Genomic DNA, 243 nt, shown 5'->3' on the forward strand with positions numbered 1-243 from the left:
GTATCTACCCAAGCTATTATGAACCTTGGGGATATACACCGCTCGAGGCTTGTGCTTTCAAGATACCATGTATTACAACGGATTTAAGTGGCTTTGGCCAATGGGTGGATGCTACTCTGAAGCACAGAGGAATGATCGAAAATGGCGTAGAAGTGTTACACCGAAATGATGACAACTATTTTGATGTGGCACAAAATATCTGCAATACAACGATAAAAGTTCTGAATGCAAATAAAACTATTC

General features: G+C 39.9%; 1 protein-coding gene. It reads left to right on the forward strand.

The annotated features are described in order from the left end of the window. Nucleotides 1–243 (forward strand): glycosyltransferase (locus ACVHXK_RS18985; protein WP_461207958.1); only part of this gene is annotated, 243 nt, incomplete at both ends.

It is taken from the genome of Clostridium sp. DL1XJH146 (assembly GCF_054819755.1).